This window comes from Ruegeria sp. B32 (genome assembly GCF_025141855.1).
Classification (GTDB): domain Bacteria; phylum Pseudomonadota; class Alphaproteobacteria; order Rhodobacterales; family Rhodobacteraceae; genus Ruegeria; species Ruegeria arenilitoris.
This window is the reverse complement of the sequence record NZ_CP081106.1, coordinates 568,365-584,773: the sequence shown is the minus strand read 5'-3', so window position 1 is coordinate 584,773 and position 16,409 is coordinate 568,365. Positions and strand designations below refer to the sequence as shown.

Annotated in this window: 17 protein-coding genes; 14 read left to right on the top strand and 3 right to left on the bottom strand. The window is 61.2% G+C overall.

Features of this window, described 5'->3' with window-relative positions; genetic code table 11:
• The first annotated feature begins 20 nt into the window (after positions 1-20).
• On the top strand, positions 21-917 hold the full coding sequence (locus K3752_RS03090; protein WP_170434355.1) for a LysR family transcriptional regulator: 897 nt from the start codon (positions 21-23) through the stop codon (positions 915-917).
• Here the strand turns inward: K3752_RS03090 and irrA are convergent, their stop codons facing one another.
• Positions 918-1,337, bottom strand: coding sequence for an iron response transcriptional regulator IrrA (gene irrA / locus K3752_RS03085; RefSeq protein ID WP_170340427.1), 420 nt, complete (start codon positions 1,335-1,337; stop codon positions 918-920). It abuts the gene before it with no gap.
• Between the two features lie 186 nt (positions 1,338-1,523).
• Here irrA and fabA point away from each other — a divergent pair, with 186 nt between their 5' ends.
• From fabA to K3752_RS03065, 4 genes are read left to right on the top strand one after another with little or no spacing between them, the layout of a single operon-like run.
• Positions 1,524-2,033 carry a bifunctional 3-hydroxydecanoyl-ACP dehydratase/trans-2-decenoyl-ACP isomerase gene (gene fabA, locus K3752_RS03080; RefSeq protein WP_093964585.1) on the top strand — a complete coding sequence of 170 codons (510 nt, stop codon included), beginning with the start codon at positions 1,524-1,526 and terminating at the stop codon, positions 2,031-2,033.
• A 48-nt stretch (positions 2,034-2,081) separates the two neighbouring features.
• On the top strand, positions 2,082-3,311 hold the full coding sequence (gene fabB / locus K3752_RS03075) for a beta-ketoacyl-ACP synthase I (RefSeq protein ID WP_170357074.1): 1,230 nt from the start codon (positions 2,082-2,084) through the stop codon (positions 3,309-3,311).
• A 5-nt stretch (positions 3,312-3,316) separates the two neighbouring features.
• Complete coding sequence (locus K3752_RS03070; RefSeq protein WP_093965010.1) at positions 3,317-4,108, top strand: enoyl-ACP reductase; 792 nt, start codon at positions 3,317-3,319, stop codon at positions 4,106-4,108.
• A gap of 58 nt (positions 4,109-4,166) precedes the next feature.
• A complete protein-coding gene (locus tag K3752_RS03065) occupies positions 4,167-4,349 on the top strand; it encodes a hypothetical protein (protein WP_170340421.1) in 183 nt (60 codons plus the stop codon).
• Positions 4,350-4,360: 11 nt separating this feature from the next.
• On the opposite strand, the gene K3752_RS03060 is transcribed toward K3752_RS03065, so the two are convergent.
• Positions 4,361-4,789 carry a peptidylprolyl isomerase gene (locus K3752_RS03060; RefSeq protein ID WP_170339858.1) on the bottom strand — a complete coding sequence of 143 codons (429 nt, stop codon included), beginning with the start codon at positions 4,787-4,789 and terminating at the stop codon, positions 4,361-4,363.
• Positions 4,790-4,916: 127 nt separating this feature from the next.
• On the opposite strand from K3752_RS03060, the gene K3752_RS03055 reads away from it, so the two are divergent.
• The 9 genes from K3752_RS03055 to K3752_RS03015 all read left to right on the top strand — a co-directional run bounded on the left by K3752_RS03055 (position 4,917) and on the right by K3752_RS03015 (position 13,154).
• Entirely contained in the window at positions 4,917-5,603 is a 687-nt protein-coding gene (locus K3752_RS03055) for a haloacid dehalogenase type II (protein ID WP_170390854.1), read from the top strand.
• Positions 5,603-6,430 (top strand): alpha/beta fold hydrolase, encoded by an 828-nt coding sequence (locus K3752_RS03050; RefSeq protein WP_260064881.1) that lies wholly within the window; start codon positions 5,603-5,605, stop codon positions 6,428-6,430. The genes K3752_RS03055 and K3752_RS03050 overlap by 1 nt, the downstream gene beginning before the upstream one ends.
• Entirely contained in the window at positions 6,427-7,401 is a 975-nt protein-coding gene (locus tag K3752_RS03045; RefSeq protein WP_170357070.1) for a threonine/serine dehydratase, read from the top strand. Before K3752_RS03050 ends, K3752_RS03045 begins: the two co-directional genes overlap by 4 nt.
• Before the next feature lie 73 nt (positions 7,402-7,474).
• The gene (pcaD, locus tag K3752_RS03040) at positions 7,475-8,263 is read left to right on the top strand and encodes a 3-oxoadipate enol-lactonase (protein WP_170405383.1); all 789 of its coding nucleotides are present in this window, start codon (positions 7,475-7,477) and stop codon (positions 8,261-8,263) included.
• An 11-nt stretch (positions 8,264-8,274) separates the two neighbouring features.
• Positions 8,275-8,988, top strand: a complete 714-nt coding sequence (locus tag K3752_RS03035) for an alpha/beta fold hydrolase (RefSeq protein ID WP_260064879.1) — start codon at positions 8,275-8,277, stop codon at positions 8,986-8,988.
• 124 nt (positions 8,989-9,112) lie between these two features.
• On the top strand, positions 9,113-10,312 hold the full coding sequence (locus K3752_RS03030) for a TCR/Tet family MFS transporter (RefSeq protein ID WP_093964576.1): 1,200 nt from the start codon (positions 9,113-9,115) through the stop codon (positions 10,310-10,312).
• Between the two features lie 80 nt (positions 10,313-10,392).
• Positions 10,393-11,487 carry a Zn-dependent alcohol dehydrogenase gene (locus K3752_RS03025; RefSeq protein ID WP_260064876.1) on the top strand — a complete coding sequence of 365 codons (1,095 nt, stop codon included), beginning with the start codon at positions 10,393-10,395 and terminating at the stop codon, positions 11,485-11,487.
• Positions 11,488-11,518: 31 nt separating this feature from the next.
• A complete protein-coding gene (locus K3752_RS03020) occupies positions 11,519-12,751 on the top strand; it encodes a mandelate racemase/muconate lactonizing enzyme family protein (RefSeq protein ID WP_260064874.1) in 1,233 nt (410 codons plus the stop codon).
• Positions 12,752-12,866: 115 nt separating this feature from the next.
• The gene (locus tag K3752_RS03015) at positions 12,867-13,154 is read left to right on the top strand and encodes a helix-turn-helix transcriptional regulator (protein WP_170340532.1); all 288 of its coding nucleotides are present in this window, start codon (positions 12,867-12,869) and stop codon (positions 13,152-13,154) included.
• A 5-nt stretch (positions 13,155-13,159) separates the two neighbouring features.
• On the opposite strand, the gene K3752_RS03010 is transcribed toward K3752_RS03015, so the two are convergent.
• Complete coding sequence (locus K3752_RS03010) at positions 13,160-16,156, bottom strand: cyclic nucleotide-binding domain-containing protein (RefSeq protein WP_260066246.1); 2,997 nt, start codon at positions 16,154-16,156, stop codon at positions 13,160-13,162.
• Positions 16,157-16,409: the final 253 nt, after the last annotated feature.

Genomic DNA, 16,409 nt, shown 5'->3' with positions numbered 1-16,409 from the left:
TCAAAATAAGCATTAACTCCATGTTATATATCACCTTGCGCCAGTACGAATATGTTTGCGCCATTGGGCGACACGGAAGCCTGTCCGCCGCGGCACAGCACCTGAACGTTTCGCAACCTGCGCTTTCAAACGCGCTGACCCGGGTCGAAGAACACCTGGGCCACCCACTGTTCTCGCGCCGACGCGGCGCGGCAATGTCGCTGACGCCTCAGGGGCGCGAGTTCATCGACAGGGCCGAAGCCTTGCTGACGAGCGCTGCCCGGATCGAAGAGGCGAAAGCCCTGGTTGCCGGAACAAGCCGTTTGAAGTTGGGTTGTTTTGTAGATCTTGCACCGTTCCTGCTGGCGCGGGCAATGCAAACGATCAGGGACACCCTTCCCGATATCGTTCTGACCCACGGGGTAGACACTTTCGAAGGCTTGATCAGCGGATTGACCGACGGCCGTTTCGATCTGGCGCTCACCTATGATCTGGGCCTCGATGCCGGTTTCTCACGCCACAAGCTGCTGGACAGTACGCCAAACGCGCTGGTCAGTCCCGCGCACCCTTTGGCCGGGCAAGGCAGCGTTTCACTTGCCGAGCTTGAGCAATACCCGCTCATCCTGTCCAAAGAAGGTCTGTCAGCGCAGCATGTCTTGGGCCTGTTCCGGCGTCATGGGCTGCACCCCAGCGTGTCCTACCGCGCGGAATCGCTCGAGATCCAACGCAGTCTTGCGGCCCATGGTGAAGGGGTGGGCATCAGCTATGCCAGCCCGCAAAACGGCCTCAGCTATGATCGGATGCGGCTGCTGAGCCTGCCGATCAGCGACCCCGATGCCACCGAGGCCGTGATTCTGGTTCGTCACGGCACCGGCCCTGCGGACACGACAATCTCTGCTGCTGAACAGGCTCTGGTTAGGTCGCTTGGGAAACTGTGATCAGCGCTTTTTGCGCAGCCGGATGACAACGTCCACCGACGCGATCTCGACCCCGGCCGGCGCTTCGGGCAGACGCTGGATAACCAGTTGCTCGGACGGCGCATCGCTCAGGCGGCCCTCGTCCTCCCAGAAGAAATGCGGGTGGTCATGGGTGTTGGTGTCGAAATAGCTTTTTGAGCCGTCCACGGTGATTTCCTGCAGAACGCCGGCATCGCAGAAGGCACGCAGGGTATTGTAGACCGTAGCAAGGGAAACCGCGTCGCCCTTGTTCTTGGCCGACTCGAACAGGCTTTCGGCGGTAACATGTCGGTGGCGGCCATCGCCCACCAGCAATTCGGCCAAGGCAACACGCTGGCGCGTCGGGCGCAGCCCGGCGTCAACCAACCAGTTCGTAGCGATGTCCCGGCTTTGAGCTGTCATGAAACCATTACCCAATTTCCCCTGCCCCAATATATAAGTGCCGACCACCACCAATTTCAAATGAAATTCATTCGCAACCAACGGCTATGGCGGGCCGGATGTGTTCGGGTGGTCTTGCAGGACCTTGCAAACGGGTGGTAGACGAGGCGAGATTGAATACAGACCCCTGGCAGGAGACGCGGCAGAATGGCCCAATTCCCAAGCAGCTTTGACAAGGACGACCTGCTGAAATGCGCCCGCGGCGAACTCTTCGGCCCCGGAAATGCTCAGCTTCCGGCTCCCCCGATGCTGATGATGGACCGCATCACCGACATTTCAGGCGACGGCGGCGCGCACGGCAAGGGGCATGTCGTGGCGGAATTCGACATCACACCGGACCTTTGGTTCTTCGATTGCCACTTTCCAGGAAACCCGATCATGCCGGGTTGTCTGGGTCTTGACGGACTGTGGCAGCTGACTGGTTTCAACCTCGGCTGGCGTGGCTGGCAGGGTCGCGGCTATGCGCTGGGTGTGGGCGAAGTGAAACTGACAGGCATGGTGCGCCCCGACCGCAAGATGCTGACCTATTACGTGGACTTCACCAAGGCAGTCCAGACCCGCCGCCTGACCATGGGTGTGGCGGATGGCCGGGTCGAAGCGGATGGCGAAGTCATCTATCAGGTCAAGGACATGAAGGTTGCATTGTCGGAAAGCTGACCCCAGCTGACTGACAGTCAACAGGGAATGGAACACAGGAGAACGCAAATGCGTCGCGTCGTCGTCACCGGTTTGGGGGTTGTCTCTTCCATCGGGAACAATGCCCAAGAGGTTCTGGCCTCGCTCAAGGCGGGTAAGTCCGGCATCGAGGCCAGCGAGCAGATGGTCGAGCACGGCTTCCGCAGCCAGGTTGCAGGGACGCTCAAGATCGATGTGTCGGAACAGGTCGACAAGCGCACTTTGCGGTTCATGGGACCAGGCGCCGCGTATGCCCATATCGCGATGAGCCAGGCAATCGCTGACGCGGGACTGAGCGAAGATCAGGTCGTCAACCCGCGTACCGGTCTTGTTGCCGGGTCCGGTGGACCGTCCACCAGCGCCATGCTGACGGCGCACCAGACCGTTCTGAAAACCGGCGCAACCAAGCGCATCGGACCGTTTGCCGTTCCGAAATGCATGTGCTCGACGATCTCGGCCAACCTGGCGACCGCGTTCAAGATCAAGGGGATCAACTACTCGATCACCTCGGCCTGTTCGACGTCGCTGCATTGCATCGGAAACGCGGCCGAGCAGATCATGCTGGGCAAACAGGACGTGATGTTCGCCGGTGGCGGCGAAGAACTGGATTGGACCCTGTCCTGCCTGTTCGATGCGATGGGCGCGATGTCCTCGAAATACAACGACACCCCCGAAAAAGCCTCGCGCGCGTTCGATCAGAACCGCGACGGGTTCGTGATCTCGGGCGGCGGCGGCATCGTCGTTCTGGAAGAGCTGGAACATGCTCTGGCCCGGGGCGCGAAGATCTATGCCGAGGTGACGGGCTATGCCGCAACCTCGGACGGGCACGACATGGTCGCGCCCTCGGGAGAAGGTGGAGAGCGCGCGATGCGCCTGGCCTTGTCCACCCTGCCCGAAGGCCGCAAGGTCGGCTACATCAACGCCCACGGGACCTCGACACCGGTCGGGGATGTGGGCGAAGTCGAAGCCGTCCGCCGGATTTTCGGCGAGGGCAATGTGCCGCCGATCTCCTCGACCAAGTCGATGACCGGCCACGCTCAGGGTGCTGCCGGCGCGCTCGAGGCGATTTTCTGCCTCTTGATGCTGCAGCATGATTTCATTGCGCCGTCGATCAATGTCGACACGCTGGCCGAAGGCATCCAGCCCGGCGAAATCGCAACTGAGGTTGTTGAAAACGCAGGTTTGGACAGTGTCATGACCAACAGCTTCGGCTTTGGTGGCACCAACGGTTCCATGATTCTGTCCAAGTATAACGGGTGATTATGATGTCGGATTCTATGAAGGGTAAGCGCGGGCTGATCATGGGCGTCGCCAATGACCGGTCGATCGCCTGGGGCATTGCCAAGGCCATGCACGAGGCAGGCGCTGAACTGGCATTCACCTACCAGGGCGAGGCTTTCGGAAAACGGCTGGAACCGCTTGCACAGAGCCTGGGCAGCGACTTCATGGTCGATGCGGACGTGACCGATGACGCATCGCTGGACCGAGCCTTCGACGAACTGGCCGCCCGTTGGCCAACGATTGATTTCCTCGTCCATGCCATCGCCTACTCGGACAAGACCGAGCTGACCGGGCGGTTCCTGAACACCACGCGGGCGAATTTCAAGCACTCGCTGGATGTCTCGGCCTATTCATTCATCGAAGTGGCCCGTCGCGCCTATCCGATGATGAAGGAAAACGGCGGGACGCTGCTCACCCTGACCTATCAGGGTTCGAACAAGGTCGTGCCGAACTACAATGTCATGGGTGTCGCAAAGGCTGCACTGGAATCGGCGACGCGCTATCTTGCAAACGATCTGGGCCCCGACGGGATCCGAGTCAACGCCATCTCGCCCGGACCTATGAAAACCCTGGCCGGCGCGGCCATCGGGGGGGCTCGCAAGACCTACAAGTTCTGCGACCAGAACGCCCCGCTGCGATCGAATGCTACGCTCGAAGCGGTTGGCGGCACGGCCGTCTACCTTGCGTCAGACGCGGGGGCCTGCACCACCGGTGAAATCATTCGCGTAGACGGCGGTTTCCACATCCTTGGAATGCCTCAGCCCGACTTCATGTGACGCGATCTTTCCCTGTCGTTGCCAAGATTTTACCAAACTTCCGCGGCAGGGATATCACATGAGCAAACTAGACCGGATAATCGCGACCAATACGCGTGCATCTCACTCTCGTCGCAAGACCGGAGTGCTCAGCAGCCGCGCGCGAACGCTGCTGCTGACCCTGACGACATTGTTGGTATTGTGGATCTTCTATACCCAACCGCAGCTTCGTGAGGCGGTTGGGTCATTGTTGGGCGGCTGAACGCGCGCTGATCAGTTGATCGAAACGACCTCGATGTCGAAGATCAGATCCTGGCCCGCCAGCGGATGGTTTGCGTCCAGGGTCACGGTTTCTTCGTTGGCGTCCACTACCGTCACAGGCAGCGCCTGGCCATCGGGGGTCTGCATCTGCAGCTGGGTGCCGGGGTCCAGCGGGATGTCGTCTGGGATGCCTTCGCGCGGGACGTCCTGGCGCATAGCGGGATTGATCGGCCCATAGGCGTCCTGACAATCCACTTCGACCCGCTTCTTCTCGCCGATTTCCATACCCGGCAGAGCGGCGTCCAGACCGGGAATGATCTGGCCGGACCCCACGGCGAACTCAAGTGGATCGCGTCCTTCCGAGCTGTCGAAAACGTTGCCGTCCCGCAAAGTTCCAGTGTAGTGAATGCGAACTGTGTCGCCTTGTTTGATTGCGGTCATGACTGTCTCCGACCTGAGTTTGGAATGAGCGGTCCAACCTAGAGACTGACCCGGCAATGTAAACCCTTTTACGCTTTAACCCGCGCATGGCCTGTGCCAACCTGCCCCGGAAGATGGGGAGAGGCAGATGGCGATCACAACCTGCGTTTTCGATGCGTACGGAACCCTTTTCGACGTGGCCGCAGCCGCACGTCAGGCGGCCGCCGAACCGGGCCAGGATGCGCTGCGTGACAAGTGGCCTGAACTGGCCAACCACTGGCGGTTGAAGCAGCTGCAATACACGTGGCTGCGTGCTGTGGCGGACGCACATGCCGATTTCTGGGACGTAACGCAGGATGGCCTGGACTGGGCGCTCGAGGCGACAGGCTTGCAGAGGGACCCAGCGCTGCGGCAGAGACTGCTGGACCTGTATTGGGAACTGCAGGCCTATCCCGAGGTTCCCGCCATGCTGAAGGCGCTCAAGGATGGCGGGATGCAGACCGCGATCCTGTCCAACGGATCGCCGCCCATGCTGGAAGGCGCGGTCAGATCTGCGGGTATCGGCGGCGTATTGGACGACATTCTGTCAGTCGAAAGCGTCGGCGTCTTCAAACCGCATGCACGGGTCTATGATCTTGTGTGCGACCGTTTCGGGTGCGAACGATCGAACGTTCTGTTCGTCAGCTCGAATGGTTGGGACGCCGCCGGAGCCAGCGGATACGGGTTCGTTACGGCCTGGGTCAACCGCGCCGGCGAGCCGATGGACCGATTGCCGTGGACCCCGGCGCATGTCCTGTCCGACCTGACCTCGATCCCGGAACTGGCAGGCGTTTGATGCCACAATTCACGACGTCTGACGGTCTGCGCCTGGCCTACGAAGATACAGGCAGCGGCAAGCCACTGCTGTGCCTTGCCGGCCTGACCAGAAACAGCCGGGATTTTTCCTTCTTCGCGCCGCACGCCAACGGACTGCGTGTCATTACGATGGACTATCGGGGGCGCGGCGACTCGGATTTTGATCCGGATTATCGCAACTATTCCGTTCCGCGCGAGGCACAGGACGTGATCGAGTTGCTGGATCACCTCAAGCTAGATCGGGTCAGCATCCTTGGCACCTCGCGTGGCGGGTTGATTGCCATGACCCTCGCCGCAATTTGCCCCGAACGTCTGAGTGCCGTCATTTTGAATGATGTGGGCCCCGTAATCGAACCGTCGGCCATCGGGCGCATCATGGATTATGTCGGCAAGGTTCCTGTCGCAACAACGCTGGAACAGGCCGCGTTTGCGCTGAAACAGGCGATGGACCCGCAGTTTCCGGGCGTATCGGTTGAAACCTGGAGAAAGCAGGCCTCATTCCAATACGAAGAAACCGGCACCGGCCTACGGTTGCGCTATGACCCCGCATTGAGAACCGCATTGCAAGAACAGATTGCTGCGGGCCCGCCCGCTGATTTGTGGCCATTGTTCGAAGCCCTGAACCCGCTTCCCACCGGAGTGATCCGTGGAGCGAACTCGGACTTGCTGAGCGCCGAGACCCTTTCAGCGATGCAGCAGCGTCATGCGGGGTTGATTTCGGCCGAAGTGCCCGAACGGGGCCATGTTCCATTTCTGGACGAACCGCAGTCCATTACCGTCATTCGCAAAGTACTGGATTTGATATGAGCACAATTGACCTGATCGAAGCCGCTGCCGTGCGCCTGCAAGGGCACGCGCGCGAAACCCCGATCCTCACATCGCCGTTTCTGGACGACCTTGCCGGGCGGAGCGTTCTGGTCAAGCCCGAGTGTCTTCAACACACCGGAAGCTTCAAGTTTCGCGGCGCGTGGTCTGCGATTTCCGCCCTGGATTCCGAGGCTCGCAAACGCGGGGTGATCGCGTATTCATCAGGCAACCATGCGCAGGGCGTGGCGCATGCCGCTACGCTTCATGGTGTTCAGTCCGTCATCATCATGCCATCCGACGCACCGGCTCTGAAAATCAAAAACACTCGCGCGTTGGGCGCCGAGGTCATCCTATATGATCGCGCCAATGAAAGCCGCGAAGAGATCGGCGAGGCGTTGTCCCGGGAGCGCGGTCTTACGTTGATCCGCCCGTATGACGAACCGCAGGTGATCGCCGGTCAGGGCACCGTCGGCCTCGAGGTGGCGCGGCAGGCGCGCGATCTCGGTGTGACCGACGCCGATGTTCTGGTATGCTGTGGTGGCGGTGGACTGACCTCAGGCGTGGCACTTGCCCTGGAAAAACATGCGCCGGGTCTCAGGGCGCGCCCCTGCGAACCCGAAGGATTCGACGATGTCAAAAGATCCCTGGCCTCGGGGTCCGTTCAGACCAACAACGCAGCCGCAGGCAATATCTGCGACGCGATCCTGACACCGCGGCCCGGTGATATTACCTTTCCGATCCTCCGTCGCCTCTGCGGACCGGGATTGGCGGTATCGGAAGACGAGGCTCTCCGCGCCATGGCCTTGGCGTTCCTGCGCCTCAAGGTCGTTCTGGAACCGGGCGGGGCAGTCTCGTTGGCGTCGGCGTTGTTCCGCAAGAACGAGATCCAGGGCGACGCCGTTATCGTCGTGGCATCGGGCGGGAATGTCGATCCGCAGGTCTTTGCCCGCGCGTTGGAATTCCTTACCTGACAACGGGTTAGGACAGATGCAATAAATCGCGGCGTAAACTGTCGGAATGATCGCAGCAGAAAAGGCTGACCAGATGCACATCGCTGATTTCGGAGATGTTCAGATTCACTATCGCCTGGACGGTGACCCGGATGGTCCACCTTTGGTTTTTGCCAATTCGTTGGGCACCGACATGCGCTTGTGGGACCCCGTGCTACCTCTGCTTCCCAAAGGTCTGCGCATCATCCGCTATGACAAACGGGGGCACGGCCTGTCTTCGCAACCGGATGGTCCCTATTCGATGGGAAGTCTGGTGCGCGATGCCGAGCGGCTTCTGGACTTTCTCGAGGTGCGGGATTGCGTCTTCGTCGGCCTGTCGATCGGCGGAATGATCGCGCAGGGACTGGCCGTCAAGCGGATGGATCAGATCCGGGCGATGGTCCTGTCAAACACGGCCGCCAAAATCGGGACGCCCGCCATGTGGGCCGATCGGATGGCCGCCGTTCGTGCAGGTGGGATCGAGGCGCTGGCCGACGCAACCATGGAGCGCTGGTTTTCGAAAGCATTTCGGGATACCCCCGATGTCGAGCTATGGCGCAACATGATGGTACGCCAACCGGTGCAGGGGTATCTGGGCTGCTGTTCCGCCATCTCCGGCACGGATTTCTATACGCCAACCAGCGGGCTCAGACTGCCGACGCTGGGAATTGCGGGCTCGGAAGATGGCTCGACCCCTCCCGATCTGGTGCGCGAAACCGTCGACCTGATCCCCGGCTCCCGGTTCGAGCTGATCCGCAAGGCCGGGCACCTGCCCTGCGTCGAGCGGCCCGAGGTCTACGCCGAGCTGCTGAACGCTTTTCTGCGAGAAACCGGACATATCTGAAGGAGGTCACGGTGGCGGAATTTCTTCTTGTTCACGGGTCTTGCCACGGCGCATGGTGCTGGCGCGATCTGATACCGGAACTTGAGAATCTGGGGCATTCGGTCCGTGCGATCGACCTGCCCAGCCATGGATCGGACCCGACCCCAGTATCCGAGGTCACGCTCGAGACATGTCGAGATGCGGTTTTGAATGCCACGACCCCGCAAACGATCCTTGTCGGCCACTCCTGGGGCGGCTACCCGATCAGTGCGGCCGCCGAATTCGCCCCAGACCGGATGCGGGCCCTGATCTATGTCTGCGCCTACGTGCCGGTCCCCGGGCTGTCGATGATAGAAATGCGCCGGCGTGCACCAAGGCAGCTGATTGGCGATGCGGTCGAGAAATCGGCAGACGGACTGTCCTACAGCGTGTTGCCGGAACGGGTGCAATCCCTCTTCTACCACGACTGTCCGGCCGACGTTGTCACCTATGCCCTGGCCCGCCTGTGCCCGCAGGCGATCCGCCCGCAGGACACGCCGTTGGGCCTGAGCGAGCGTTTTGACGGAATTCCCAAGGCCTATATCCGCACTATGGATGACCGGACAATTCCGACTGAATACCAGGAAGAGATGAGCCATTGCGCGCCGCCCGAACTGCGCCTGACGATCGACAGTTCCCATTCTCCATTCTTCTCGCATCCCGCGGATCTGGCCCGCCAATTGGACGCAATCGCTACCCGCGTCTGAGATCCGGCCAGGCCGAGGCTGACGTGCCGTCAGTCGAGATTTTCGCCTCGATCACAAAAGACCGGGTTACAACACGACAGGCGGGCGACTAAGGTCCTGCAAAATAAGTCATTCGTGCGGGTTCATGCGTCTTCCTTTTCTGTTCGTCCTCGGCACTGTCATGATCGATGCCATGGGCATCGGACTGGTCATGCCGATCATGCCTCAGCTGATCGTTGAGGTTCAGGGCGGCTCTCTGGCATCGGCAGCCATCTGGGGCGGGATCCTCAGCACGGCCTTTGCCGCGATGCAATTCCTGTTCGGTCCGGTGCTGGGCAACCTGTCGGATGCTTACGGACGCCGCGCGGTCTTGCTGGTTTCCCTGTTTGTCATGAGCTTGGACTACGTGGTCATGGCCATGGCCGGCAGTATCTGGCTGCTGCTGATCGGCCGCATCGTGGGTGGCATCACCGCGGCCACCCACTCTACCGCAGCGGCCTTTATGGCGGACGTTTCGAAACCTCATGAAAAGGCCGCCAATTTCGGTCTCATCGGAGCAGCTTTTGGTGTGGGTTTCGTCCTCGGCCCTTTGATGGGCGGATTGCTGAGCGAATACGGAACCCGCGCCCCGTTCTGGGCGGCTGCCGGATTGTCATTTGCGAATTTCCTGCTGGGCCTCGCGGTCATGCCTGAGACGGTCACGGACAAAAACCGCCGCGGATTCCGCTGGCACCGCGCGCGTCCTGACAGCGCATTGCGTGCCATCGCCGCCCTGCCCGGCATCCGACCGTTGCTGTGGGTATACTTTTTGTACTCGGTATCGATCTACGTCTATCCCGCCATCTGGTCATACTTCACGACCGAGCGTTTCGGTTGGTCACCGCAGATGATCGGGTTGTCACTCGCGGTCTACGGATTGGGCATGGCGGCGGTTCAGGGCGGCTTGATCCGCCCCGCCACCCGCCACTTGGGAGAGCGGACCACGATCGTTTGGGGCATGATCTTCGAGATCGTCAGCTTTCTGGCCCTGGGTTTTCTCACAAACGGCACGATTGCGTTGATGCTGATTCCGATCACCGCACTGGGCGCCGTCGTGACGCCGGCCCTTCAGGCACAGATGTCACGCGCAACGCCGGATTCGCAGCAGGGAGAGCTTCAGGGGGTTCTGGCCGCGCTCCACGCGCTGTCGATGGTGATCTCCCCGTTGGTGATGACCACCGTTTTCGCCCAATTCGCGCGCGTTGATGCAGCATTCTACCTTCCAGGGGCCCCGTTCCTGTTGGCATTGCTGCTGATGCTGGCCGGATTCGTCCTGTTTCTGCGCGCACATCCCAGCGAAACGTAACAACGACACGGGAATGACGGTTTCTACCTTGCGGACCGCAGATTCCCGCGTCACCGTGGCCCAAACCAAACGAGGGATCCATGCAGACCATCAAAGCCGCCGTATGCCGCGCCTTCAACGAACCGCTTGTCATCGAAGACATCCAGATCGCGCCGCCCGGCATGGGCGAGGTCGAAGTCACGCTGGATGCGGTGGCGATCTGCCATTCCGACATCACCTATGCCAGCGGCGCTTGGGGCGGGTTTCTGCCCGCCGTCTACGGGCACGAGGCCGCCGGTGTGGTCTCGGCCGTCGGAGAAGCCAGCGGAGGGTTCAAGGTTGGCGATGCGGTCGTGGTGACCCTGATCCGCGCCTGCGGGTCCTGCCCGTCCTGCGCCAGCGGCAAGCCGGTGATCTGCGAAACGCCCTATGACACCGTCAAGGGCCCACTGCGCACTGCGGATGGCGGGCCGCTGGAACAGGCGATGGCCTGCGGAGCCTTCGCCGAAAAGGTCGTGGTCAGCCACCGCCAGATCGTCAGGATACCCGACGCGATGCCCAAGGACGTGGCCAGCCTGCTGTCCTGCGGGGTGATCACCGGCGTGGGGGCCGCGGTCAACGCCGCGCAGTTGCGCCCGGGTCAGGATGTCGTGGTCATCGGCGCTGGCGGGGTGGGTCTGAACGCCATCCAGGGCGCGCGGCTGGCCGGGGCCCGGCGGATCGTGGCCGTCGACATGACCGAGGAAAAGCTGGAAATCGCCCAGGAATTCGGCGCCACGCATGGGGTTCTGGCCACGCTGAAAGAACCGTGGAGAGCAGCCTACAAGGCCCTTGGCGGTCGCGGGGCCGATGCCGTTCTGATCACCGTCGGTGCGATCCCCGCCTATGATCAGGCGCCCCGCTATCTGGGTCGCGGTGGCAAGGCGGTGATGATCGGTATGCCGCATTCCGGCGCGCAATCCAGCTATGAGCCGGTCATTCTGGCGGCTTTGGGTCAGGGCATGGTCGGGTCGAAGATGGGCGACGTGGTGATCCAGCGCGACATTCCGTGGATGATCGATCTGTATGAACAGGGAAGGCTGAAGCTGGACGAGCTGATCTCGGGTCGCTGGACGCTGGAGCAGATCAACGAGGCCATCGAGGACACCAAGACCGGGTCGGCCAAGCGCAATGTGATCGTATTCGACCGGGGCTGACGGCCCCGGACAACCGGCGGGAGGAGACAGGATGAAACTGCAGGAACTCGACGTCATCGTGACCGCTCCGCCCGCGCCGGGCTGGGGCGGGCGCTATTGGATTCTGGTGAAACTCACCACTGATACCGGCGTCACGGGCTGGGGCGAGTGTTATGCCTCCTCGGTCGGTCCCGAGGCGATGAAACACGTCATCCGTGACGTCTTCGACCGCCACATGGCCGGCGAAAACCCCGAGAATATCGAGCTGATGTTCCGCCGCGCCTATTCCAGCGGCTTCACCCAGCGCCCCGACCTGACGGTGATGGGCGCATTTTCGGGGCTGGAAATCGCGTGTTGGGACATTCTGGGCAAGGACCGGGACCGCCCGGTATACGCTCTGATCGGCGGCCGGATGAACGACCGCATCCGCGCCTACACCTATCTCTACCCGCTGCCCCAACACAACTTGACCGATTTCTGGACCTCGCCCGAACAGGCCGGGGAAAGCGCCGCCGAAATGGTCCGGCGCGGCTTCACCGCGGTCAAGTTCGACCCCGCCGGCCCCTACACGATGCGTGGAGGGCATATGCCGGCCATGTCCGACATCTCGATGTCGGTGGCCTTCTGCAAGGCGATCCGTGACGCCGTGGGCGACAAGGCCGACCTGCTGTTCGGCACCCATGGCCAATTCAACACCGCGGGCGCCATCCGTCTTGGGCAGGCAATCGAGCCTTATTCGCCGCTGTGGTTCGAAGAGCCCACCCCCCCGGACATGATCGAGGACATGGCGCGCGTCGCCCGCAGTGTCCGCATCCCCGTGGCCACGGGCGAGCGGATGACCACCAAGGCCGAATTCGGCGCGGTTCTGCGCGCCGGCGCGGCCGAGATCCTGCAGCCCGCCTTGGGCCGGGCCGGTGGTATCTGGGAGATGAAGAAGGTCGCCGCCATGGCCGAGGTCTTCAATGCGCAGATGGCGCCGCATCTCTATGCCGGGCCGGTGGAATGGGCCGCGAACATCCATCTCGCGGCCTCGATCCCGAACCTTTTGCTGCTCGAGACCATCGAAACGCCGTTTCATGACCAGCTGATCAAGGGCTCGATCCGGGTCGATAACGGCTTTGTCGAGCCGCCTTCGGCCCCCGGCCTGGGCATCGAGGTCGACGAGGAACTGGCCCGTGCCCACCCCTATTCCGGCGACGGTCTGCACCTGCAGATGCAGGAAGCCCCCTGCGACTATGTCAACGGCAATGCGTTTCAGGGCGGGGCCCCGGCAACCGAGGGATGACAATTTCAGACAAGTTGGTGCATACTGCGTCTACCCCTTATTTCCATCCCCAAGGTACCACGTGACTTTCACTGACGCCGAATTGACGACCCCACAATCCGAATTGCCCTCGGAAATGGAGGAAAGCGCCGCGCAAGCAGCGGCTTTCCTCAAGACGCTGGCGCATCAGGGCCGCTTGATGATCCTGTGCCATCTCGCCGCTGGAGAACGCTCGGTGGGCGAGCTTGAAGCCTTGCTCAAGTTGCGCCAGGCCGCGGTCAGCCAGATGCTGGCGCGCCTGCGAACCGAAGGCCTGGTTTCAACCCGCCGAGAGGGCAAGACGATCTACTATTCGCTGCGCGACGGCAAAGCCAAGCAGGTGATCGAGTTGATGCATTCCCTGTTCTGTAGCCCGCAGGCCTGATCCTGTCAGCGTGATACATAGCCTGCGATCACCTGCAACAGCTTGAACGCGGTCGCAGCATCGTTTTCGACCACCGCAAGGAACTCTTCCTCGCCGATACGCAGACAGGTGAGATCGGTTTCAGCCACCATGCTGAGCGCACGGGGCTCTTTGCGGATCAGGCCCAGTTCGCCCACCAAGGTACCGCTGCCGACGCGGGTCACCAGCCGATCCTCCTCGGGCGGCTGCGGCAGGTACAGACCCGCTTCGCCGTCGATGATCATGTAGGCACCATCGGTCGGCTGGTCATCCTTGAGGAACACGACTTCGCCGGCCTTTGCCTCGTACCAGCGCGCACCAAAGGCCAGCAGCCGCAGCTGACGACGATCCAGCCCCGAAAACAGCGGCGTCTGTTCCAAGGCACGCAGCTTTCGCGTGAGGTCCGCCGAGGCTGCACTGTCACCTTCAACATCCGACGGAACCTGATCGGACACTACGCGCCCCTGTCGGATCTCGACAAACATGTCGAAAGCGCCGGGGTTCTTGAACTGTTCGTTCAGGTAGATGATCGTGGCGTCCGGAAGCAGCTCACGCAGGTTCCTGAACACAGCCACCTGCGTGTCCATGCCATAACTCGCCAGTGCGTTTTCCAGTATCAGGATATCCGGCTTCTTGATCGTCGCGCGGGTAAAGGCCAAAGGCTCGGCCAGCGCGGCCGGCAGGTTCTGCCCGCCCAGCGCGACCGGTACATCGTAGATCAGTTCAACCACCAGCGGACGGGCTCCGTTTTCGGTCAGTACGTCTGCGATCACTTTCCGTACCTCGTCCGACCGCGCGCCCCCGATCTGGCTGACCTTGCCAAAAAGCGCATTCTCCATAACCGTCAATCCCGGCGCAAAGGTGGCCGGGTCCAGCGGCTCGAACACGTCGTTCAGGCGCTCCATCAACTTGTCGGAATGGCTGTGCCGTAGTTCGAGGATGCGATTCTTGAGCTCTTCGGAAAAAGCCGGCCCAATCTGTTCGGCCGAGATCACGAAAGGCACCGCCAGCAGGCTGGCCAACTGGTCATCGTCCAACCCCGATGCGCCGGTTTCCCGGGTCCTCTCTACCAGGTCGACAGCAGCTTCGTAGGTGGCGGCCTCGAGTCCCAGCTTGCGGAACAACGGGTGATCCGTCCCGTCCAGACCAAAGATCTGACGCAGCATTTCGATCACGTCACGTGTCAGGCCGACCAGTGTTTCATCCAGACCCAACTCGCGCAACTGCCCGAGGAAAACGGTCTGCCGGGCCAGCAACTCTTGCGTCACCTGCACGCGTGGCACAGCAAACAGCAGGTTTTCGGCAACGGGCAGTGCAGCGTTGTACGTCATGCGGTCGAAAATCAGGGCTTGCGACTCCAGACCAGCCTTTTTGACGGCGTCCTGCACCAAGGGCCGCAGCTCGATCAGCTTGGCAGCAAGGTCGGGATGCTTTTCAGGATCGAAACCCAACTCGGCCCCGCGTTGGAACAAGATGGGCCCGGAGCCCAGTCCGTCGATCAGCTTCAACCACCAATCGCGCAGCTGCTCGGCCGTTTCGAACCCGGCCAGTGAAGGGTCCAGCCAAGTGGCCCGGAAGGGATCGGGGCTGTTTCCCGCACGCAGCGTTTCAAGGTGGTCCGCGTCCTCCGGTGGAGCGGTCAGAGGCCTGAGCTGCATCGGCATCATCACGTTGCCGCCAACGGTTCCCTGGAACATCACCGGTCGCGATGTGGCATGACCGATCCGGGCCGCCACGACGGCCTGATGCAGCGAGGACAGGTTAACACCCCCGATTTCGACCCTGCCCGAACTTGGCAGGATCTCCCGGGTCAATAGATCCGCCAGGGCCCGGCGGTCCTCTTCGCTGGGGGCGGCGATCCCTATGGTCTTACCGGCGGGGAAGGTCAGGTTCAGATCATCCAGAACCTGATTGCCATCCAGATCACGCACCGAGACTTGCTCCAACTCGATCGGGCCATTCAGGTGCGGTCGGCTGTCGGGCTCGCCTTCGAACAGGGTTTCATCCAGCATGCCGCTCGGGGCGAACCGTTCGATGACCACCTCCCAGCGCAGAGACATGTCCTGTGTCTGGTTGTAATAGGTCAGCAGTTCCTTCCAGGGCGAGCTGAGGTCCTTGTAGGCAGCGAGCGCGGCCACGAGAGCACCGAGCGAAACTGACCCCTGCAGAACCAGCAAACCACCGACCAGGTAGAATAGGAACGGAGTCAATTGAGAGATGAAGTTGTTGATGAACTTCATGAAGAATTTTTTCTGGTAGATCTCGAACCGGATGCTGAACAGCCGGGACAGTTGATCTGAAATCAGCGCTCGGCGGTGGCGCCAGCCGCCGTTCTGCCGCAGGGTTGCCGCGCCTGCTGCATTCTCGCCGATCTGAGCCGCCAGTACGCGCACCTCTTGGATCCGGCGCTTGTTCAACAGGTTGATCTGGCGCTGCAATCGCGGGATCAGCCAGGCCTGCAATGGGATCAGCGCGACAGCAGCCAATCCGAACCAGACGCTTTGCAGGAATAGAAAGGACAGGATTGTCAGCATCTGCCCCGCCTGAAGGACAGGCTGGCTGATCGCATCGCCCATCAGCCCGCCCATCGGCTCGCTTTCGGCGGTGATCATCGAGACCAGTTCGCCCTGACTGACGCGCTCGAAATAGGGTTGAGGAAACAACAGTGCGCGATTGATCAACTGGTATCTGAACCGGCGCAGCATTCGTTCGCTGAGAACGCCTTTCATCGTGTTGATGCGCATCTTCATCAAACCATGCGCCAACACCGCCGCCAAAAAGGCGAAGCACAAAATTACCAGAAACGTCGTCTGCGACAGACTGTATCCCCAGGCATCCACGATCTCGCTGGAGGCGCCGATTGCGTCGTTGATGATGCGTTTGGGCAATTCAAGCGTCAGGTACAGCAGCGGGAACAAAGTTGCCGTCACGGCCAGCAGAACAAGCTGATCACGCTTGGAATACTTCCAAATAAATCCAAAAATTGAACGTTCTATGGCCCCTGCCCCTACTGGTGACCCGAAACTGTTTTGCAGCGATCCTGCCGCGGTCAAAGCAGCACGACGGTACTGCAATCGCGCTTGGATAGGCAAATGGTTTCCAAGGCGAAAACTATTTCGACTTGTGTGAACTAGTTCATTTGCGATCCTGTCTCATAGCCCTTAGTCTGAAGGTCAGGACGATATCGGGAGGGTAGTTTTTGCCTGCTACACTTGGCACTGTGTTGCTTCTGCTGTG